This window comes from Fulvivirga sp. AWR4_260, from assembly GCF_056158185.1.
Window position 1 is genome coordinate 1358343 of sequence record NZ_JBSWSU010000001.1, and the last position, 15540, is coordinate 1373882.

Sequence of the window (15540 nt, forward strand, 5' to 3'; positions counted from 1 at the left end):
TCTTACTAGATAGCATTTAATCGAGCACTCTTTTCAAAAAAGTAATTGATTTTTTATAAGCATCTTCAGCAGCTTTTTTATCATACTTCGGGTTGCTAGGGTTCGCAAATGCATGCACAGCCTCGTAGTTATTCAGGTAAAAAGTTTTACCGGCTTTATTCATTTCTTGTTTAAATGTATTGACTACAGCAGGAGTAATATGGTCATCTTGTTTTGCGAAAATTCCCAATACAGGAAATTCTATGCTTTTAATTTTGTCTTTATCTGTTTCAGGCATTCCATAGTACATTATAGCTCCTTTGGCGTGGTCATTAGCTAACATAGCGGCCTGTAAAGACCAGCCTCCGCCAAAGCACCAGCCTAGAGTAGCTATTTCTGAACTGTTTCCTGCAAATTCAATAGCCCCATTAATAATAATTGCTTGAGCTCTTGCTTCATTAACTTGTTGCATCAATTTTGCCGCTTCTTCACGAGTAGTAGCCACTTTGCCATCATATAGATCTAGGGCTATTACATTTACTTTTTTATTAAAGGCATTGTAATACTTGTCAGACTCTTTTTTAATGTAATCGTTTAATCCCCACCATTCATGAAAAACCAAAATGTAGCTGTCAATGTCAACACTAGCTTTTAAATAATAGGCTTTAGTGGTTTTCCCATCTGGTGTATTAATGCTGATCATTTCTCCTTCTTGGTCTTTATACCTGAAGGGCATAGGGTTGTTATGTTCGGTTACAAACTCTTGATCTGAGCCTAAAGCGGCAAAGCTTTGAGTAGGAGTGGTTCTACAAATGGTAATACTAGAAGTTTGGGCAAATAATCCTGATGAGAAACAGAATAATATGCCCATGAAAGTTAAAAATTTGGTCATAGTTGTATCGTTTTGTTGTTCTGTAAAACGATATACTTTGGGCTCTTGTTTACTTTTGCCTGCAATAAGCAATGTAATCAGTTACGTCTGGTTGTAAGCCGAGCTCTCTTAATTGATCCGCAATTTGTCCTCTATGGTATGTGCCATGATTAACAACATGTGTCATTATTTCTCTTAGTGTACTTTCAAATTTTACCCCTTTGCTATTTTTGTAGAATATCATTTCTTCAAAGCTGGCGGTTCTATGCTCATCAATAAATCTTAGCCAGTTTCTTGAACTCTCTTCAGTCATACTTTTTAGCTCACGAAGTTTATATTTTTCCCACAGGGGAAATGGAGAGGTAGGGATATCATTGATACGGTTAAACCAAATAATTTGTGCAGAAATTAAATGACTAAAAAGCTTTAATACTTGATCGTTGTCCTGTTTTAACTCTTCTACCGTAACCATTATTCTATTGTTGGCCCAGTCATTATAAGAGAAGAGGTCTATAAAGTGCTTTTTCATAACTAGTGAGTTTAATGCTGTGCTTAATATTTATCCACGTCTTTCGTGGTATTGTAAATCTAGTTAAAATATATCGGTAAAATAGAAGGGGAACTGCATTCGATTTTATCAAAAAGTATAGCCGTTCATGGTCAGTAGATATTCCATGCAGCGGAAATTGATGGGTGCTTATTGGAATTAAAGCATTCAACAATCCTGTTAAAATCACCATATGCTTATATTTTAGCCTTGGTACAATGAATGTTTTGTAGAGGGGGAGGTAAAACGGGATGGATATGAAAAAGCATTTACTTACATTATTATTTACAATAGCGGTTATGAAAGCGATGGCTACAGGGGCGCCATCAACACATTTTAATATATTTCTGCCTCCTAATAATGACGCTACGCAAAGGCATGTGGCGTTAATAGTTACAGCCATTTATGACAGTACTTCATTTAACATCATTGATGATGACATGGATGGGGATTCTGACGATAGTTATTCAGGAATGTTAATGGCGGGGCAGTCTTACGTATTATACATTAAAGATAATGGGGTAAATGATGATGCAGATGGTGCAGCACCTGGCAATAAGGCAGATGGAGATTATTTTATTGTCAATTCTGATAAAATCGTTTATGCTTCTCAATCAACTAACTCTGATTGGCAACATGACTGGGTTCCTGCTACCAACCAAACCTCAAAAGGACAAAAATTTATAGTATATGCTCCTCAAATATCCTCATCTAATAGGGATATTAATGTATTTGCATATGAGGATAATACCACGGTTACTGTCAGGAAAATTTCTACATACTCGACTTTGTCTACCGGTTATACACAGGTGGATACCGATGCGGGTAATATTGTTATTCAAAAGAGCATTGACATAGGTCAAGACATCATTAATTACTATACAGATGGGCGAGATGTTATGGAGTCAGGCCATACTTATCTGATAGAGAGTAATAAGCCAATTACAGTTCAGTATGGAGCGTTGCATGTAAATGCACGTGATGGAGGTGGATATGTGCCTAGTAATAGTGGAAGTTCAATAGGTGAGCTGTTTTATTTTTCTGTTCCATTTCAAGCGAATCAAGAACAGGAAATCAGAATTATTTCAGTAGATGATAATAATCAAGTTGCCTTGCATAGATATCAATCTGGAGCATGGATAGAGGTAAAAGATTGGACGTTGGATAGAAGGGAACCCGGAGAATGGGTGGGGAGAGCAGATGGGGGAGTTACATACTCTACAGTATTTAGAGTTACCTGTACTCCGGGTAAAAGGGTAATGGTGCTAGAGGCAAATTGGATGGAGACCGGGAGTATTGGCACATCTGATATGGCTACAATGGCTAGCTCCATGTCGGGTTCAAGTTCTGGTACAGAGTTTTTGGCTTATATGGCGCCACCAGGGTATGAGAATAATGTGCTAGACCCCTTTACAGGCACTAACTTTTCTGCGGGGTCACATGCTTACCTGTTTGCAAGTAGTAAAGCCGCCACGGTAACGGTTAAAGATGCCAACACAGGAGGGCAGGTAATAGACAGAACTTATACAATAGAGGCAGGACGTTATGCTGATTGTAATTTGAACCAAAGTGAATGGTTATCTATTTACAATGGCGATGGTAATCCTAATTCGGGAGCTGATAGGCCCTATTTGATAATAGAGTCGGATGAAAATATTTCGGTATTGGTAACCAATTTTAATGATAATTGGATGAACTACTTTGGAAGTTCATTAAAGCAAAGTTTTTTACAAACTTCCTCTTCTTCTTCTACGCATAGTGCACCGGGTGATACCGTTTCTGTAATCACTGTAGTGAATAATACGGGCTCACAAGTGGACGATGCTTCTGTGGAAGTTATTGTGCCTGATGGGTTAACTCCTATTAGTTCTAATTTTGTTAATAACTCAACAAGTGAAGTTTACGAAGGTGTATTTGTTGAAACAACCACAGGTCAGTTTATAGGTGATTTTGAGACTCTTACGCAGCTCGAAGCCAATACAGCATATACCGTAGAAACTTATGCAGTGGTAGATTTAAAATATAATGATGGTAGTGTTATTGATGAAGACGCGGTTTTTTCAGTAGAGACAATATCATCCGGAATGGTAGAGGGGGTTTATCAGCAAACTTCTTCTGCATCAGGTATCAGTGTTTCCTCTTCTAATATGAGCAATATGTTTTTTGCTCTTTCGGAGGCTGCTCCATGGAATGTTGATTTTACTGATAGCTGGACTGCCAATTGGGTAGATTATGATGGAGATAATGATTTAGATCTATTTGTGCCATCTTATAGTAGATCTCAGCCCAATTTGCTTTACGAGAATATTGGTAATGGACAATTTCAGCAGTTTACTGCACCAATGTTGGGTATGTTGGAAGCATCTTCAGTGGCTAGTACATGGGGGGATTATGATAATGATGGTGATGTAGATGTTGTGATAGCTAATAATTTGGGACAGCCAAGTGTTATATTAATAAATGATGGAGTAGGAAACTTTACTGTTAAAGATTCTGGAATAGATGATATTGACGGCTATGATCATGGAGTTAGTTGGGTTGATTATGATAACGATGGCCTTTTAGACGTTTTTGCAGTAGATTTTTTAAGTGTTAGGTTCAATAGGTTATTTAAAGGTGATGGAATTAATGTAATCAGAAACAATGATAATTTATTGTCAAAAGAAAATAAGAGGGCAATTGGAGCTAGCTGGGCAGATTATGATAATGATGGTTATCAAGACCTCTTTATCCCTAACGGAACTGCCGATGGTGCGGGTGATTACAATTCACTATACAGAAACTTAGGAAACGGAAGGTTTGAGAAGGTGACTACAGGTAGTATAGCAACCGATAAATTTAACTCTGTTGCGTCTGCTTGGGGAGATTATAATAATGATGGTTATCTTGATCTGTATGTGGCTAATGCATCTAAATCGCAAAACCAACTATATAAAAATAATGGAGATGGCACATTTATTGAACAAAATATCGCTCCATTTAATCAGCATTTTGGAAATTCTCACGGAGCCTCATGGTTAGATTATGATAATGATGCAGACTTAGACTTATTTGTTACTAATAATAACGGGCAGCCCAATTATTTATATAGAAACAATGGTAATGGATCCTTTACATCTATTGACTACGAATATATTGCCACACTTATGCCGGAAGCTATGGGGGCCAGTGTAGCAGATATGGATAGAGATGGTGATTTGGACGTGTTTATTACTACCAGAGGAGGTAACACCAATAAGTTATTTGTTAATAATGGAAATAATAATCACTGGCTTAGCGTGAAATTAGTAGGGACTGTATCTAATAGGTCTGCAATAGGAGCACGGTTGAGGGTGAAGGCTAATATAGAAGGTGAATCTGTTTGGCAGTCTAGGCAAGTTTCGTCCCAAAGCGGTTTTGGAGGGCAAAATAGTTTGAATCAACATTTTGGGCTAGTGAGTGCCAGTATAGTGGATTCAGTAGAGGTGATATGGCCCTCAGGTATAAAGCAATATTTAACAGAAGAGTCAATTAATCAGGAGCTAGTCATAGTGGAAGCTGAGACTGCTACAATTACAGGGATAGTTTTTGTAGATGATAATGAAAACTGTGTTTATGATGAGGGGGAACGAGGGATCCCTGGCGTAGCAGTTCTGAATGGAGGGCAAAAGGTGTTTTCTGATGACAATGGCATGTACACAATGCAAGTGTTAGCTGGTGACCATACAGTGTCTATAGGTAATAGTGCTGAGTGGATGAGTACTTGTGCGGGGAATGTTCAAGTTTCTGTTTCTAGCCTTTCTTCTAGCTATGAAAATAATAACTTGCCAATATTGAGTAAGTATAATGCAAAAGACCTGAGGGTGACATTAGGAACTACTGCTTTAAGAAGAGGTTTTAAAAATCAGCTAATTGTTACCTATGAAAATAATGGAACTGTAGATGCATATAATCAAACCCTAACTGTTGATTTAGGCAATGTGGTAGTGCCCTTATCTTCAAGCCAATCATGGGATGTCAATTTAGGAAGCACTTTTGTGTGGTATCTTGATACAATAAAAGTGGGTAGAGTATATACCATTGCTATAGAAGATTCAATATCGTTAGCCGCGCCACTGTCTCAGTTGGTTGATCTTAGTGCTAATTTAACTTCAGTTAATGATTACAATCCTGCTGACAATACCTTCTTATTGCAAGAAGAGGTTGTAGGCGCAGTTGACCCTAATGATATTCAGGCTTTTCCTGCTGGTTTTGGAAAAGATCATTTAATAGCTTCTTCGCAAACTTTAATTTATAAAATTAGATTTCAAAATACGGGAAATTACTATGCTGAAAATGTTAAAGTAGAAGACCTATTGCCTGAATATATAGATATGGAATCGTTTAAGATGATTAGCGCAAGTCATGATTATAGGGTGATGATGGAAGGAGCTAAAGTTACTTGGTATTTCGATAAAATACATTTGCCAGATAGTACAAGAGATGAACCTAATAGTCATGGATTTATATCTTTTGCTGTTAATATAGATCCACATGTGCCTTCAGGTTCAGAGTTACATAATAAAGCAGCTATTAGTTTCGATTTTGAAAAGCCTGTAATCACCAATACTGTATGGCACACTGTGATGAATGGTAACATGACAATGGAAGGTAATATACGAGTATTTCCTAACCCAATGGATGATAGAGCAATAGTAACATTGAGTGATTATGGACATGATAGCAGTGAGATTACTGAAGCTATTATCGTAGATGTGACGGGAGTAATAAAGAAAAAAATGTCTGTAAATGGGGGTGCATTAGTGTTGACAGATGAGAATTTAAGTGCAGGCATGTATATACTTCAAATAACCGACAAAGAGGGGAAAGTGTTCAGTACGAGGTTGTTGGTGAAGTAAAAGAAAAGGGTGGATAAATTTGACACATATTTATGTGTCAAATAGCCCTTTTTTGTTTGAAAATAATATTATATTGTGTTATTGCATTAATTGTAGTTAGATAAATTATTCTCCATAACCTACAAAACCTACTGCTATAGTGAGAGCAGATCGACTATGAAATTTCTAAAGGACATACTCACCATGAATAAAGCCGAGATCAAAAGTTATCAGGACTTTTGGAGTTGGTTTCAAGAAAATGAAAATGAGTTCTTTAGAATAGTTAAGGCTAATGATAATGTAGAATCTAATTTTCTTAGCTTACTAATACTTCATCTCAATGATTTATGTGAAGACTGTTTTCCTGTTGTGGGCTTTACTGAAGCTGGTCAGGTAGAGTTGGTAATTACGCCAGACGGAAGTATCAAAAACGTGCTCTTTGTGGAGGAGTTGATTGATGCCGCTCCCGATTTACCGAACTGGAAATTTGTGGCTTTAAAGCCAGCGCATGATGTTAATGATATAAGCATTAAATTAAATCATCATGTTTTTGACATTGAGTCTATTTACTTCTTTCCTGAGAATGACCCAGAATACCCTGATGAGATTAACATCAGCATTGTATACCTATATTACAATGAAAATGACCGCGATTTAATTACAAATGGAGTTTATTTATTTTTAGATAACTATTTAGGAGAGTTAAATAGTCTTACCACTATTGATAATCTCAAGTTAATTACAAATAAAATTCCTCAGCAAGACTTGATAACTATTGATAAGCTGAAATCTTACTTGATCTGGAGAGAGAAGGAGTTTATTGAAAAATATGATGGGACGAGGTACAATACCGAAAAAGACAATTATTCCAGTTTTGAGGCTTGGTTAGAAAACGGATTGCCAATGACGGGTATTGTAAATACCACATTACTAAGATGGGACAGCAAGGCATCGCACCCTTGGATAATGAACATAGAGATTAGTTATGATGGAAATGAAAATGGAATGCCTGATGATTATACCTATCATTTAATGAGTGAAATAGAAGAAGAGGTGATGAGGGAGCTTAAAGATTATGAAGGTTATTTAAATGTTTGCCGACAAACTGCCAATGATACTCGCGATATATATATTGCATGTAAAGATTTTAGAAAGCCTTCTAAGGTGATGAACGAAATAGAAAGGCGCTACGCGGAACAATTAAATGTTCAATACGATATTTATAAAGATAAATACTGGCATACCTTTAACAGTTTTAGCTTAAATGACTAAGTAGTGGTAATAGGTACAGCTACTAGCGTTTGATCCCACATCATTAGCATTTCTATTTTATCTTCAGTTCGATCAAAAGCAATGGTAAAACTTTCATAAGTTTCGGGTATTTTGGTAGATGCTACTTTGATGGATAAAATATCGTTTTTAGGGTCTCTATTTGCTTTTTTAGAGATAAAATCTATGCCCCATTGGCCTATCTGATCATTAAAAATTATTTCCCAGTAGTCTTTGCCTGGCACGGTGAATAGTGAGTATGTTCCGGCTTTTAGTTTATTGTTTTTAACAATTAAATCTTGATTGGTATTAAATAAAGTAGCTTCGTTAGCTCCAGTTCTCCATACTTGATTGTAAGGAACCACGTTCCCGAAAATTTTCCGACCATTTTTTAGTGGGCTACTATATTGCACAGACATTGATAGACTGTTTTCTTCATAATGTGCAATTTTCTCAGGGCTGAAGGATTTCGTGTAAAGCCTAAAACCAACAACAGACCCTGCTACAATAGCGATAATTAAGCCAACAACAACTATTAATCTTTTCATGAATAAACAAAGTAAGGGATTTTCTTTGTAACGTAGTTATCGGGCTAATGATATAATTCTTAATATGTTTCTTTTGCTTTCAGTTTGCCGTAAGGGTAAAAGTAAAGCCATTCTCCTTTTTTCTCATCGTTCTTATAGGCTCCTTTAGATTCCATTTTTCCGTTTTCATAAAAATAAATCCAGTCACCCTCTTTATTTCCCTCTTTTAAAAGACCACGTTCAGCTAGTGTGCCATCTTCATAATAATATCTCCAGGTGCCATTGGGCCTGCCGTTTTTAAATTCGCATTCTACTTCTTTTTTGCCAGATAAGTAATAGTTGATTTTAGTTCCAGTTCCATTTTTTAAGGTGCCAGAAGTCAGCGTGTCTCCGTATACCGAATAATACGGGCTTACGCTCATTAATTTTCCGTTTTGCCAATTTTCTTCCTGCATGAGCAGTCCTGTACTGTGGAATATACCCCAAAGGCCTGATTCCTTGCCATAGTTAAAAGTTCCGATGGTGTGTAGCTGGCCATTGTCATAGTAGGTGTACCACTGCCCGTGTTGTTCATCAGCTAAGTACTCTCCCTCTTGTATCAAGTAGCCATCCTTATTGAAGAATCTCCAGTTTTTGGTTTTCAAACCATTTTGATAATAGCCTTGGATATGAGGCTTCTCATTGTTGTAAAATGTGAGATAAACGCTGTCTTGCTGACCATACTTATAATAGCTAATGCTTTCTACTTTGCCATTGCTAAACCAGCTTTTCCATGTGCCTATGGCCATTCCATTTTGATATTCTTTCTGAGATTGAAGCTTACCATTGTCATGATATTCAGTCCAAATGCTATCGGGCTTGCCCATCACATATTTTTCAGAGGCTTTGTGTTGGCCAAAATTATAATAGTAGTCCCAATGGCCTACTTTTGTGCCAAGAGAATACTCCCCTTCAGAGACGATATGCCCATACTGGTTGTACTCTTTCCATATGCCATCTGTAGTGTCCTGCTTGTACTTTCCATTAATTTCTAAAGTTCCGTATTCATCGTAAAGCTGATAGCTTCCAGATTTTATGCCTTCTTCATAATTCGTTATTTCTTTAATCCCTCCTTCTTCATAGTAGTTTACCCACTTCCCGTTTTGTTTTCCGTTTAGGAATTTTCCTACGCTAGAAGTGCTTCCATTTGGGAAGTATTCTATGTAGCTGCTAGGTTGCCCATTTTCATACTGCATTTTTCCCATAAGCCTGCCGCTTACGTAATATATATTCCAAACACCCGCACGCTGGTCATTTTCAAAGGTGCCTTCTTCAATTTTTATATCGTTAGAGTTATAAAACTGCCATTTGCCTGTTTTTTTGCCATCAACTACATCTCCAATAGCATAAACGCTGCTATCGGGAGTGAAAAGTTTAGTGCTTTGTGCATAAGAAGCGAAAGAAGCTAATATAAAAAGTGTGATGAGTTGTATTAATTTCATGAGTATTACTTTCTCGTTGAGTCAGAATGTTACGTTGCTAAATTCGTGCCACTGTTTATTTATTACGTGTAATAATAGCGTTTATTTAGTAAGCTTTTAAAATAGCGTAAATTAAGCTTAAAAATTACTTTAATTATTTACCTCGGTTAGTATCTTTGTAGCAAATTAAAGAATTAGATATGGGTTTTTTATCACTAGTCCTCGTTTTAGTACTTTTTGTTCTAGCTATTTTATCTTCAATATTTATTCCTAATAGTATGTTGAGCGATAATGAGCACGATATTAATGGAGCAACTCCAAAGCAAGAAGGTTAATTAAGAAAATATCAGCTATATATAATGGCCTCTTAAGTTTATGAAGAGGCCTGTATAGTTTTCCTGCCGTATCTAATGGTTTTCAGCTGCATACTGTAGTTTGTGATCAATAATTAAGGTACTTCTACTCATTCTTTAAAGAAATCATTATATTATTTATGATGATTTACAAGGTGAGGATCAATTCTTTAGATTTTGTATGGCTATTATTTTTAATAGCTACTTTTCAATCATTTTCTCTTCAGGCTCAGCGTTTAGGATTTGCATTAACCGATAATTTAAAAAAGGTAGAAATCCCTTTTGAGCTTTATAATAATTTAGTTGTAGTATCAGTAAAGGTCAATGATCAGCTTCCTTTAAAGTTTATCATTGATACCGGAGTGAGAACCGCTATTCTTACCAATAAGGTGTATAGTGATTTTTTAAACTTAAAATACACTAAAAAATTTACAATTTCCGGTCACGGAGAACAACGCTATATAGACGCTTATATTACGAACAATGTTTCATTAGGTCTTGAAGGTGTGGTGGGGCGTGGGCATGCTATGCTAGTTTTAGCAGAAGATTATTTGCAGCTGAGAAATTATTTAGGAGCTGATGTTCATGGTATTTTGGGCTATGAGTTATTCAGTAGATTTATTGTAGCTATTGATTATGATAAAAAAATACTTACACTATATGAGCCTTCAGCGTTTAAGATAAAACGTAGGTATCGGAAGTTGCCCATGCCTATTAATGATACAAAACCATATATAGAAGCTTCGGTGTTTTACTCTGCAGCGGAGACACACAAATTAAAGTTGATGGTAGATACTGGTGCCAGCCATGGTTTGAGAATTGAATCAGACTCTGATGCTCAGTTGTATATACCGGAGCCCTCTATTGAGGCCGTTGTGGGTAGAGGTTTAGCGGGTGTAATGCATGGTAAAATGGCTCGGCTCAAAGGTTTTCAGTTGAGTGATATGTTCATGAAAGATGTAATTGCATCTTTCCCTCAAGAATATGATGTACTCGATAGTTTGGAAAAAGGAGTAGCCGTACGAAATGGCTCTATAGGAGGAGAGGTGTTGTCGAGGTTTAAAGTTGTTTTTAATTTCCCTGAGGAGGAGATGTACCTTAAACCAAATAGGAAATTTAAAGCACGCTTTTATTACAATATGAGCGGGCTGACCATAAAAGCGGGAGGACATTATTTAAACAAGTTTGAAATAATAGAAGTAAGGCCACACTCTGTGGCAGATGAGCATGGTTTAATGAAGGGGGACCAAATTATTTCCATCAATCATTTTAAAGTTGAGAATTTAAAACTCGGGGAAATAATGAATTACTTGAATGGTAAAGAAAATAAAAAAATTAGAATGGTTGTAATGCGTGGCAATGTACGTATTACAACCAAGTTTGCTTTAAAGAGCTCTATTTAAATATGTAAGAGGTCTCTTATAATCATTTTTTTCTTCTTGTAAGAAGTGTATAAATACTGATGCATTGTTTTTAATCTAATGGCATTTAAAATGGACTTCGATAACCCTTCGGCAGTTATTCCATCTTTTAAAATATACTCCTGAGCGCCATCAATATACGTGGTTTTGTAATTAGAATTTTTTATGATAGTGATGGGAATATCTTTCGTTTTAATGTTTTTAGATAAGCGCTTTACTAGATTTTTAACATACTGGCTGTCAAAATTATCATCTATTAAAATACAAGCAGGATTGTTATTTACGATCTTTTTATAGAGACCTTTTAGCCCAAAACCTATTTCAGCCGTGAATTGCTTGTGTCGTAGGCTGTTAAGCTTTTCATAAATTCCACTAAGCTCTAGGGGATTGTTACCTATCAAAAATATATTAATAGGAGTGCTTTTGGTGTACGCAGAATTCAAGGTTTCCATATTGTAATTTGTTTAGCTAGCTTAACGCTTCTTTAATAAAATGGTTATAGATAGCGCATTAATTATTTGAGACTTAATTACAATATAGCTTATTTAGTTATTATTTAATATTGGAATTAGATTATAATATTACATATGCCCGAATGGAATAAGAACAACAAAAAAGAAGTGATGATTATTTGTCACTTCTTTTTGCTTTATGATTAACTAGGCGGCAGTGTCTACTAATAAAGTAGATTGTAACTCTCTTTTAAGGTTATAATTAAAGCTAGGGAAGCTAAGAAGATTGATGTGCTGGTTTAGTGTTTTAAGTACCGTGATTACGGCTGTGAGGGCATCAACTTCTTTAAAAAATGCCTTTTCCTCATGCTTTTCATCTTCCTTTAATACTTCTTCCGTTAGTTCGTCTAAGTGCTTTATGTCTATATGTACTTCCTTGGGATCCCAATTCATTACATACATGATTTTCAAATATTCAGGCAGACGTCTAATGAATTCAGCAGATTCTTTAAATGTCAAACTCTTTCTTATCGTGTGCAATACCCTACTTATAATTAAGCCAGCTTTTTCAGGGTTGTTAATACATAACGCTTTTCTTATCTCTTTAATCAACCCATTATCTTTTTGTGACAACATTGCATAATTGATGCTCAGCATATGTTCCATAGATTTTACCTTCGTTTAGTATGTTAGTAATCATCTATAGGTAATAATCATGCCAATTGTTTCTTCTCTTTATATGGATGATTAATAGCTGTTTTTGATTTTATCAGGGCTTGATTTTGTGCATTTCGTAGATTCTTTTCACAATGTATTGTGGTGAAAAATCCTATTATTCTACAATCCAGGTTACTTTCTCTTCAGTTGGTTTTCTTTTGCCAGCGGGCCATTTGTCAGATTTGGGCATGCCTATATACAAAAAGCCTAGCAACATATCTTGCTTTTCAAGTCCAAAAAAAGCTTTGGCTTCTTCTTCAAAAGTGATGCCTCCGGTACTCCAATAGCAGCCAATTTTGTATGCCGAGGCGGTGAGTAGCATGTTTTGTACAGCACAAGCAGTGGCACAAATCTCCTCCACTACTGGTATGCTTTCCTTCCTATCTCTATGCATTCCTATAGCTATGATGTGGCTACACTCTAGTGGTTTGGACGCTAATTTGTCGTATTTATTCTGATCAAATTTATCGGTATGAGATTTATAAAACTCTGCTTGATAATCAGCTAATTTCTTAATTCCATTGTCTGCAAACACCGTAAATCTCCAAGGTTCTGTATGCTTATGGTTGGGAGCCCAATTGGCATTTTCCAACATGGCATGAATCACTTTGTCATCTACTTTTTCACCAGAGAACATACTAGTGTATATAGATCTTCTGGAATGTATTAACTCGTTAACCGCTTCTATAAAATTCATATTTTGGCTCATATTAATTGCTTAATTTTCAGGCTCAACAGCATTTATTGAATCTTTTTTAAAGTTAAACCAATGAAATTTATTATAACGGCTCTACTCTGGATATTTTCATTTTCTTGCTTGCAGGCGCAAAACGAGATGGAAACAGTTTTTGAAAAATCTAAGGGAGCCAAAACAAGCACGTACCAAGAGGCAATTAGCTATTATGAAAAATTAGCCCAGGCATCACCGTATATTAAAATGATGGAGATGGGCGAAACGGATAGCGGTTATCCGCTGCATTTAGTATTGTTAGATGTGGATAAGGAGTTTGATATAGATAAAGCTAAGGCGAATAATAAAGCAATAATACTGATCAATAATGGTATTCATCCTGGAGAACCTGATGGTGTGGAAGCGAGCATGATGCTTTTAAGAGATTATGCTTTTGATAAGAAAAAGCGCAAATCAATGAGTGATATTATTATAGGCGTGATTCCAATTTACAACATAGGAGGGGCATTAAATAGGAATGAGCACAGCAGAGCCAATCAAAATGGCCCTGAAAGCTATGGCTTTAGAGGTAATGCAAGAAATTATGATCTAAATAGGGATTTTATAAAAGCTGATAGCAAAAATGCGAAGGCATTCTTTGAAATATATCAGTGGCTTAGGCCCGATGTTTTTATTGATACCCATGTAAGTAATGGTGCTGATTATCAGTATGTAATTACCCACTTGGCTACACAGCATGATAAGATAGGAGGAGAAATGGGAGACTACATATATACCAGTTTTACACCTGCTTTAGAAAAACTGATGAAACAGCGAAATAGCGAAATTACTCCCTATGTAAATGTGTTTAATACCACTCCGGATGCAAAGGGCATAGAGCAGTTTATGGACTACCCAAGATATAGTACAGGCTATACTGCGCTATTTAATACGTTGGGTTTTATGATTGAAACACACATGCTGAAGAGTTTTGAGCAGCGGGTAACAGCCACATATAATTTTCTGGATGTAGTAAAGGAATTAACGGTAACTGATAAAGAGCAGATAATTGATCTACACAATGCATCTATATTAAAACCGGGAGACCAACGACCTTTAAATTGGCAACTAGAGCATGATAGGCCCGATACGGTGCTTTTTAAAGGTTATGAGGGTGAATATAAGGCTAGCCGTGTTTCAGGATTGCCCAGATTGTATTATGATAGAAAAAAGCCTTTTGAGCGGATGATACCTTATTATACCCATTTTAAAGCAAGCGTAAATACAACAGTTCCGCAAGCTTATATTGTCCCTCAGGGATGGAGCGATGTAATTGATAGGCTGAAGTGGTCAGGTATAATGTATGAACAAATAACTGCAGATACCACACGGGAAGTGCATGGTTATATTGTGGAAGAGTATGAAACAGTAAACAAACCTTACGAAGGGCATTATAGACATTATAATACTAAAGTTAAAGATACTTTAATAATGGTAAGGTTGAGAAAGGGTGATTACATTTTTTCTATTGAGCAGCCAGGAGGACGTTTTTTGTTGGAGACCCTAGAGCCACAGGCGCCAGACTCTTATTTTAATTGGAATTTCTTTGATACTATTCTGCAGCAAAAGGAACATTTTTCACCGTACGTGTTTGAAGATGTTGCAGCTGATTTATTGAATAATAACCCGCAATTAAAAGGTGAATTTGAAACATTAAAAAAGCAAGATGCAGACTTTGCTAAAGATGGTTACAAGCAATTAAAGTTTGTTTACGAACATTCACCATATCGCGAAAAGGAATATCTGAGGTATCCTGTTTTTAGGTTGATGAAAGAGAAATGATAAAATGCTCAAGGTGAAGCTAGCTTCGCCTTGGGCTTATTTTGAGCGGCATACCGTTACGTAATGCATTACGCATATTGGTGACTTGTCTCATTGAGCCAAATTAGAGCATCTTCCACATGGTCAAATTGGCGAAGCTCAAAATTTTCTATTTTCAATACAGTGTCTTTAGCTGATAATTTTGCGAAAACATTTTTTGGAATGACTACTGCTTCTAACGCAAGACCTGATTCTATTAGCTGAGGCATTACTTGCGTGAGGACCCATTCTTTAGATCCATCAAAAGAACCTTTCATTTCACGTAAATTGGCAAGCCATTTGGTGACTTTTTTCTCTAAAATAAAGTCTCTTATATAAGAGATTACTCTTTTGAAATTTTCTTGAGATCCAAAAACACCTTCCCACTCATCAATCAGGGTATTTGTACTTGCATCATAATAAACCGTGGCATACACTGCCCCCGACAGAGATTTAAATTCTTTTAACTTTTCCATGATGTTGTAAGTAGTTTTGTTTATCACACTCAAGTAACAAAGTATTTAGTTAATGATTAAACTAATTTAATGCAGTTACTTA

At 36.1% G+C, this 15540-nt stretch carries 12 protein-coding genes; 4 read left to right on the top strand and 8 right to left on the bottom strand.

The genetic code is table 11. The annotated features are described in order from the left end of the window. Nucleotides 1-16 precede the first annotated feature (16 nt). Entirely contained in the window at nt 17-871 is an 855-nt protein-coding gene (locus ACXACQ_RS05735) for a dienelactone hydrolase family protein (protein WP_474974978.1), read from the bottom strand. A gap of 49 nt (nt 872-920) precedes the next feature. Then, nucleotides 921-1379, bottom strand: coding sequence for a DinB family protein (locus tag ACXACQ_RS05740; RefSeq protein WP_474974979.1), 459 nt, complete (start codon nt 1377-1379; stop codon nt 921-923). A gap of 275 nt (nt 1380-1654) precedes the next feature. Here ACXACQ_RS05740 and ACXACQ_RS05745 point away from each other — a divergent pair, with 275 nt between their 5' ends. Beyond that, entirely contained in the window at nt 1655-6274 is a 4620-nt protein-coding gene (locus ACXACQ_RS05745; protein WP_474974980.1) for an FG-GAP-like repeat-containing protein, read from the top strand. Nucleotides 6275-6430: 156 nt separating this feature from the next. Beyond that, nucleotides 6431-7525, top strand: a complete 1095-nt coding sequence (locus ACXACQ_RS05750; RefSeq protein ID WP_474974981.1) for a DUF695 domain-containing protein — start codon at nt 6431-6433, stop codon at nt 7523-7525. On the opposite strand, the gene ACXACQ_RS05755 is transcribed toward ACXACQ_RS05750, so the two are convergent. Beyond that, nucleotides 7522-8070: a DUF2911 domain-containing protein gene (locus ACXACQ_RS05755; protein WP_474974982.1), complete on the bottom strand. Its 549-nt coding sequence runs from the start codon at nt 8068-8070 to the stop codon at nt 7522-7524. The genes ACXACQ_RS05750 and ACXACQ_RS05755 overlap by 4 nt on opposite strands. Nucleotides 8071-8129: 59 nt before the next feature. Continuing rightward, nucleotides 8130-9530, bottom strand: a complete 1401-nt coding sequence (locus ACXACQ_RS05760; RefSeq protein WP_474974983.1) for a toxin-antitoxin system YwqK family antitoxin — start codon at nt 9528-9530, stop codon at nt 8130-8132. Nucleotides 9531-10002: 472 nt separating this feature from the next. Here ACXACQ_RS05760 and ACXACQ_RS05765 point away from each other — a divergent pair, with 472 nt between their 5' ends. Next, nucleotides 10003-11265 carry an aspartyl protease family protein gene (locus ACXACQ_RS05765; protein ID WP_474974984.1) on the top strand — a complete coding sequence of 421 codons (1263 nt, stop codon included), beginning with the start codon at nt 10003-10005 and terminating at the stop codon, nt 11263-11265. Here ACXACQ_RS05765 and ACXACQ_RS05770 read toward each other — a convergent pair. From ACXACQ_RS05770 to ACXACQ_RS05780, 3 genes are all read right to left on the bottom strand, one after another. Beyond that, a complete protein-coding gene (locus ACXACQ_RS05770; RefSeq protein WP_474974985.1) occupies nt 11262-11735 on the bottom strand; it encodes a hypothetical protein in 474 nt (157 codons plus the stop codon). The two genes, ACXACQ_RS05765 and ACXACQ_RS05770, sit on opposite strands and share 4 nt — an antisense overlap. A 207-nt stretch (nt 11736-11942) precedes the next feature. Then, nucleotides 11943-12401 (bottom strand): DUF2267 domain-containing protein, encoded by a 459-nt coding sequence (locus tag ACXACQ_RS05775; RefSeq protein ID WP_474974986.1) that lies wholly within the window; start codon nt 12399-12401, stop codon nt 11943-11945. Nucleotides 12402-12567: 166 nt separating this feature from the next. Further along, nucleotides 12568-13149, bottom strand: coding sequence for a nitroreductase family protein (locus ACXACQ_RS05780; RefSeq protein WP_474974987.1), 582 nt, complete (start codon nt 13147-13149; stop codon nt 12568-12570). Between the two features lie 72 nt (nt 13150-13221). Here ACXACQ_RS05780 and ACXACQ_RS05785 point away from each other — a divergent pair, with 72 nt between their 5' ends. Further along, on the top strand, nt 13222-14964 hold the full coding sequence (locus ACXACQ_RS05785) for a M14 family metallopeptidase (protein WP_474974988.1): 1743 nt from the start codon (nt 13222-13224) through the stop codon (nt 14962-14964). A gap of 68 nt (nt 14965-15032) precedes the next feature. Here the strand turns inward: ACXACQ_RS05785 and ACXACQ_RS05790 are convergent, their stop codons facing one another. Further along, the gene (locus tag ACXACQ_RS05790; RefSeq protein WP_474974989.1) at nt 15033-15458 is read right to left on the bottom strand and encodes a hypothetical protein; all 426 of its coding nucleotides are present in this window, start codon (nt 15456-15458) and stop codon (nt 15033-15035) included. Nucleotides 15459-15540 lie beyond the last annotated feature (82 nt).